This is a genomic window from Prochlorococcus sp. MIT 1303 (assembly GCF_001631965.1).
In the GTDB taxonomy this organism is placed as follows: Bacteria; Cyanobacteriota; Cyanobacteriia; order PCC-6307; family Cyanobiaceae; genus Prochlorococcus; species Prochlorococcus marinus_D.
Window position 1 is genome coordinate 1 of record NZ_LVHK01000008.1, and the last position, 5,415, is coordinate 5,415.

Genomic DNA, 5,415 nt, shown 5'->3' on the forward strand with positions numbered 1-5,415 from the left:
TTCTAGATATTTATAGAAAAATTCGAGTTTTTTGCTTGGTTTTAGCTGCTTGCTCAAGCTGTTTAACTGATCAAAAGCCTTAGCCTTTTCATAGATAGTTTTGGTTTGATTCAAAACAAATTTAGCTTCTACAATGCTTCCTTTTTTGATCAATGTACGAATATAGCCAGTTAAAAACTCCAAATGAATAGGTGATCTTTTCAAGGCATTTTTGTAAAATTCAAGTGCCGCATCAAATCTGCCAAACGATTCATTTATGGCAGCTATTCTTTTGTTCGCTACAAAATTTCCAGGCTGAATGCGAAGTATTGCAGAGTAGATGCTTTCGCTTTGACGATAATTGCCCTGCTCGAAATATTGGTTCGCAAGCTTGAGTCCGTCAGCGAGGCTCATCTGCGTGGTTTCATTCCCCAAGAGAAATCTTGCAATACAGCATATATTTTATCTTAGGGTGAAAATGGTTTGAGTCAATTTTCGTTCTTGATTTAAAGGACTCTTGGAGCAAGATAGGGGTCTAGGCAGTAAATTACACTTCTACTGTGCTTGCAAAGCTCTAACAAAAACTCAAGTCTAAATTTATTGTTTCTTTAGAGTGGGTCAGCATTGATTGCCTGAATCTGTCACCTTGATTTGAAAGTCGGGGTGGTCATTCGTCCTGACTTTTGTGGTGCCTGCTCGTCAGGACTCTGCTGAGGCACCCCATAGAGGTTCTGATCGCTTCCATCCCATTAGTACTTGAAGTTCCTCCAAATCGTCTCTGCGTACTCCTTAAGGGCTTGCCTGCGTTCCTTCAGCAGAGGTGGCCTGTCAGGCATCGGCATTCCACCGCCCATAAACCCCTTGGGGCGCGGACCCATGCCTTGTCGTCCCTATGCAACCGCCATAACCACTTGGTGCCAGGGTCCACCAACCAACCTTCACGCATGATTCAGGCGCTTGTAGTCCACCTGCTCTAATCAGCCCTGAGCGCCTTCCGCAGCAGAGATCTAATTGCAGGTCCCTCCAGGTCTCCTCAGGACAGTGCGCCGATTTGTTGTGGGGAATCACCCCAAAAGCGTTTTGTCTTCTCACGTCTTGTCATACCAACCCATTCCCGGATCACTGGAATACCCCCCTCTCCGTTTTGGAACAGATTCATAGTCATTCCATTTGCAACAAAGAAAGCACTGAATTGACTTGATCAATTACTCAGTAATGACTGCGAACTCAGACCAGCCAAAGCGAATCAGAGCCCTCCATTCTTTTAACCCTATAGCTTGCTGAGTTCGCGAGCTATTGCCGGCAAGAGGGTTGTGTCATTAGCTCGCTCCCTTCCTTGAGTGAAGACCACCAAAAGCATCGGTCTGCCTCCTTGTAAAGACCACCAAGCCGCATCATGACGAGCCTGACTCATCCAGCCAGCCTTACTCCACAAAAGGGATCCCACCGGCAAACCTTCTCCAAGAAATCCATCCACCTGATTCTCTGGATCAGCCTTGCGCTGCATGAGATCTAGAGACCTTGAAAGAAGCTGACGCAAGCGCTTGCAGGCCAACGGAGACACCAAAGCATTAGTCATCACTGACTCAAGCAGGCGAGCTGTAGCTGCGGTGGTTAACGCATTGCGATTAGCGAGACCTACGCCATAAAAATCTCGCTCTCGACCATAAGGTCCATCACCCCAGGTCTTCTGGCAACAGTTCACCTTTTCCAACTCTTCCCAGCCCAACCCTTGCAGCCAGTCGTTCACCAGGTGCCGCTGCTGCTGCCAAGTCTGCCAGCATTCTCCAAGAAGCGATGGGCCGCTTGTCGTGCCGGTAAGCAAATCCAACACAAGGCTGGTGGCGTCATTACTCGAATCAGCAATCATGTCTCGCATCGCCCGACGAAGCTCATCGGCCTCTGGCAACAGGTCCCGCTGGAGCCATGCCTCAGCAGCAAGGGCATAGACAAGCTTGACCACACTGGCAGGGAAAAGAAGGCGCTGATCCGACCAACCGGCCCCCGAACCACTGCCGGGAGTTGGATCAGAACAGTCATAACGAACCCAACTGATCGCCACGCTGTTATGAAGGCCAGGGCGCCTCTCTGCCGCCAATCGATCTAACAGCCCCGTTAGCTGAGCCTGCATAGCACTATCGGGGCGGTAGAACGCCATTGCTAATCACTTCAGGCAATGCCGACCCTAGGCACCCCAATCACCACTGACCTTCTTGCTCCAGGCAGCTGCTGGCAACTGCAAAAGGGAGTCAACGGTTATGCCGGTGTCGAAGGAGCAGGTCTGGCCACCCAGGCGGCCGCAGGCCGAAGCTTTGAAGTGCTCGATGCAGCGAAGCCCAACAAATATCAACAGCCAGTAACACGGCTACGGGTGCGGCTACTGGAAGACGGATACCCCTGCTGGATTGATCTGCGCGAAGTGAACGGCCAGATCATTCAACGGGGGAGCTGGCGACCTCAACTGCTTGTCATCAGAGAGATCCGGCAAAGACTAGCGGCTGTGATGACCTGGGTGGAGGCAGCAGCCAACCAGCCAAACACTTACTTATGGGGCGGCAGCATCGGGCCAGATTTTGACTGCTCCGGCCTTGTACAGACCGCCTTTGCTAGTCAAGGCATCTGGCTGCCGCGCGACGCCTATCAGCAGGAAAGGTTCTGTACGCCAATAACTGTGCAACCTGACAACACCAAACAACTCCGACCTGGAGATCTGATTTTCTTCGGCAGTCGCCAACACTGCAGCCACGTTGGCCTATATAGAGGCAACGGAAGCTACTGGCATAGCTCCGGCCAAGAGCATGGTCGCAACGGCATCGGTTGCGATCGACTGCCTGCCCACGACAACCATCCAGTGGCCTGCTACTACCGAGCTGAGCTGCGCGGGGCGGGGCGAGTGGAACACTGCCATGACGGCACCACTCTCCCCTGAAGGGCAGCGCCTAAATTGCTCTCTACTGCGGAAGGCCTCCGGCATGACCTCGCCCATGGACCTCTCAGTCGTAGTGCCCCTCTTCAACGAAGAGGAAAGCCTGCCACAGTTGGTAGATCAACTCCTTGCAGCCTTACGCCCTACTGGTGAAACCTTCGAGCTAGTGCTCGTGAATGATGGCTCCACCGACGGCACCGCCAAGGTGCTGGAGCAGCTAAGTATTAAAACTCCAGAACTGGTGGGCGTACTTCTACGCAAAAACTATGGCCAAACAGCTGCTATGTCAGCAGGATTCGACGTATCACAAGGCAAGGTGATTGTGTGCCTGGATGGCGATCTACAGAACGATCCCGCAGATATCCCACTACTACTTGAAAAGTTGAATGAGGGATACGACCTCGTAAGCGGCTGGCGTCATCAACGCCAGGACCCTGCCCTACAGCGCAAGCTGCCCTCAAAAATTGCCAATCGCCTGATCGGACGCTTCTCCGGTGTAAGGCTGCATGACTACGGCTGCTCACTAAAGGCCTACCGCAAAGAAATCCTCAGCGACATGCGTCTCTATGGCGAGCTACATCGCTTTCTACCCGCACTGGCATCGATAGAAGGCGCAAGGATCACTGAAGTAAAGGTGCACCACCGTGCACGCCAATACGGCAGCAGCAAGTACGGAATTGATCGAACCTTCCGTGTGTTGATGGACCTTTTCACCGTTTGGTTTATGAAGCGCTTTTTGACCCGTCCGATGTACTTCTTCGGCTTCGGTGGACTAGTGGCAATGAGCGGGAGCCTGCTGACGAGTATCTATTTACTGGCGATCAAGCTGATGGGAGAAGACATTGGCAACCGCCCACTACTCACCATGGCCGTGGTACTCGGCCTGACGGGAGTCCAATTGTTCTGCTTTGGACTACTAGGCGAGCTGCTGATGCGCACTTACCACGAAAGCCAAGGACGACCGATCTACCGCATACGGGCGACGTTGCGCGGCGGCGGAACATCCTGAATTAGCTCTGCACGCGGTTTGCCTCGATAGCAATCAAGCGCTGCCGCTGCAGCAGCCACAACACGGCCATCGGAGTCGTGCAGCCCCTGCCGCAACAGTGACATAACTGAAACATGACCCCAGAGGCCTGCCAGGGTCACAGCCTCTAATCGTTGATCAGGGCCTGCAGCCATGGCCTCACGTAACTGCCTTTGCAGAGCAAGGCGTTCAAGAGACGTAGCCGGCGAATTCCATGTGACCGGACCCTCAAGGGCTAACGAAGTGGAATCCTCAGATCCCTGCCATTGAGACTTGACTAGGGTTAGCTGAACACGATTCAAAGCAGCCACGCTGCTGGCGTCAGTACTGCTCAGCAGGAGCTTGCGAGGGCGTCTACCCAAACCCCAGAGCACCAGGGTGAGAGCTAAAACAGCAGCGCCAGCAAACAGTTGATTCATTGAAAGATGGCTCGTTGAAACGGCGGTAACCGATGATGAGCCCGATAGTGATGGATTGAACTTTTATGTCGCCAACAGGGCCTGAATAGGCCCTGTTCAAAGGCGATCTATACAGTAGCTATGGAACCTTTGGCTGACGCCATGACAAGTGATTTTGCTGCCACCTGGCTGCCTGCGGTGTTTGTACCCCTGATTGTTCTAGTGACACCGGCAATTTTCATTGTCCTAGTGGGTCGCCATATCACAGCTACCGACTGAGCTGTAGACGCTTAACCCCAGCCAACCGACTCCCCTAATACCGAATGACTGACGAGAACCTGCCCCTAGGCCCAAAGACGCTCAACGAAAAGTACCGTGACCGAGGGCACGTAGAAGAGTGGGCTGTGCAGCCTGCTGCTGACCCATGCGTCGGAAACCTGGCCACTCCAGTCAATAGTGGCTACTTCGTGAAAGCCTTAGTCAACAATCTTCCCCTCTATCGCGAGGGTATTTCTGCAAACTTCCGCGGCTTGGAAACTGGTGCCGCGATCGGCTACTTCATTTACGGTCCCTTCCTTGTAATGGGTCCGTTAAGAACGACCGATTTTGCTACAACCGCAGCTTTATTGGCAACAGTTGGAGCAGTGCATATCCTTACTGCTCTTTTAGTGCTTTACAACGTCCCCGGCAAGGCACCTACCGTGCCACCCCCGGACGTCACTGTTGCCAACCCTCCTGCCGACCTGTTCACAAGGAAAGGCTGGGCCGACTTCACGAGTGGCTTTTGGCTGGGTGGCTGCGCGGGCGCAGCCTTCGCATGGTTCCTATGCAACACTTTGCACATGCAACCACTGCTGAATGTTCCCATGAATGTCTGGGCTTCTTAAGAATCAAGAAGCTTTCAGATCATCTAAATCGAAAAGTAGAAAACCTTCTCCTGGGGTGGCTTGATTGCTTCCCCAGGTTTTTTATTGCTTCAAGAATGCCAAGTCATGCTGAAAGGCCAATGATTAAAGGTATTTCAAGGCTAAATATGAAACCTGCCTCTAGCCCTCATAAGCCAATCAATTTAAGGATTTTCTGCC

Annotated in this window: 9 protein-coding genes; 4 read left to right on the forward strand and 5 right to left on the reverse strand. The window is 52.4% G+C overall.

Annotated elements, in window-relative coordinates; all coding sequences use genetic code 11:
- The 4 genes from PMIT1303_RS00315 to PMIT1303_RS00320 form a co-directional block, all read right to left on the reverse strand.
- A partial coding sequence (locus PMIT1303_RS00315; protein ID WP_156486847.1) for a tetratricopeptide repeat protein occupies window positions 1–393 on the reverse strand: 393 nt, incomplete at its 3' end.
- Window positions 394–790: 397 nt separating this feature from the next.
- Complete coding sequence (locus tag PMIT1303_RS13855; protein ID WP_231901149.1) at window positions 791–925, reverse strand: DUF1651 domain-containing protein; 135 nt, start codon at window positions 923–925, stop codon at window positions 791–793.
- An 87-nt stretch (window positions 926–1,012) separates the two neighbouring features.
- The gene (locus PMIT1303_RS14165) at window positions 1,013–1,138 is read right to left on the reverse strand and encodes a hypothetical protein (RefSeq protein WP_255359738.1); all 126 of its coding nucleotides are present in this window, start codon (window positions 1,136–1,138) and stop codon (window positions 1,013–1,015) included.
- 111 nt (window positions 1,139–1,249) lie between these two features.
- The gene (locus PMIT1303_RS00320) at window positions 1,250–2,137 is read right to left on the reverse strand and encodes a serine hydrolase (RefSeq protein ID WP_063397063.1); all 888 of its coding nucleotides are present in this window, start codon (window positions 2,135–2,137) and stop codon (window positions 1,250–1,252) included.
- An 18-nt stretch (window positions 2,138–2,155) separates the two neighbouring features.
- Here PMIT1303_RS00320 and PMIT1303_RS00325 point away from each other — a divergent pair, with 18 nt between their 5' ends.
- Window positions 2,156–2,908: a C40 family peptidase gene (locus PMIT1303_RS00325; RefSeq protein ID WP_063397064.1), complete on the forward strand. Its 753-nt coding sequence runs from the start codon at window positions 2,156–2,158 to the stop codon at window positions 2,906–2,908.
- A gap of 43 nt (window positions 2,909–2,951) precedes the next feature.
- Complete coding sequence (locus PMIT1303_RS00330) at window positions 2,952–3,914, forward strand: glycosyltransferase family 2 protein (RefSeq protein ID WP_063397065.1); 963 nt, start codon at window positions 2,952–2,954, stop codon at window positions 3,912–3,914.
- Here PMIT1303_RS00330 and PMIT1303_RS00335 read toward each other — a convergent pair.
- Window positions 3,872–4,351 (reverse strand): hypothetical protein, encoded by a 480-nt coding sequence (locus PMIT1303_RS00335; RefSeq protein ID WP_063397066.1) that lies wholly within the window; start codon window positions 4,349–4,351, stop codon window positions 3,872–3,874. The two genes, PMIT1303_RS00330 and PMIT1303_RS00335, sit on opposite strands and share 43 nt — an antisense overlap.
- 141 nt (window positions 4,352–4,492) lie before the next feature.
- Here PMIT1303_RS00335 and PMIT1303_RS00340 point away from each other — a divergent pair, with 141 nt between their 5' ends.
- Together PMIT1303_RS00340 and PMIT1303_RS00345 are read left to right on the forward strand one after the other, a co-directional pair.
- Entirely contained in the window at window positions 4,493–4,609 is a 117-nt protein-coding gene (locus PMIT1303_RS00340; RefSeq protein ID WP_011131134.1) for a photosystem I reaction center subunit VIII, read from the forward strand.
- Between the two features lie 44 nt (window positions 4,610–4,653).
- Window positions 4,654–5,217, forward strand: coding sequence for a photosystem I reaction center protein subunit XI (locus PMIT1303_RS00345; protein ID WP_011131135.1), 564 nt, complete (start codon window positions 4,654–4,656; stop codon window positions 5,215–5,217).
- Window positions 5,218–5,415 lie beyond the last annotated feature (198 nt).

Bases quoted from the DNA above. Each gene is read 5' to 3' on its own strand.
- PMIT1303_RS00335 (WP_063397066.1), bottom strand. From the start codon at position 4,351: ATGAATCAACTGTTTGCTGGCGCTGCTGTTTTAGCTCTCACCCTGGTG.
- PMIT1303_RS00320 (WP_063397063.1), bottom strand. From the start codon at position 2,137: ATGGCGTTCTACCGCCCCGATAGTGCTATGCAGGCTCAGCTAACGGGG.
- PMIT1303_RS14165 (WP_255359738.1), bottom strand. From the start codon at position 1,138: ATGAATCTGTTCCAAAACGGAGAGGGGGGTATTCCAGTGATCCGGGAA.
- PMIT1303_RS13855 (WP_231901149.1), bottom strand. From the start codon at position 925: ATGCGTGAAGGTTGGTTGGTGGACCCTGGCACCAAGTGGTTATGGCGG.
- PMIT1303_RS00330 (WP_063397065.1), top strand. From the start codon at position 2,952: ATGACCTCGCCCATGGACCTCTCAGTCGTAGTGCCCCTCTTCAACGAA.
- PMIT1303_RS00340 (WP_011131134.1), top strand. From the start codon at position 4,493: ATGACAAGTGATTTTGCTGCCACCTGGCTGCCTGCGGTGTTTGTACCC.
- PMIT1303_RS00325 (WP_063397064.1), top strand. From the start codon at position 2,156: ATGCCGACCCTAGGCACCCCAATCACCACTGACCTTCTTGCTCCAGGC.
- PMIT1303_RS00345 (WP_011131135.1), top strand. From the start codon at position 4,654: ATGACTGACGAGAACCTGCCCCTAGGCCCAAAGACGCTCAACGAAAAG.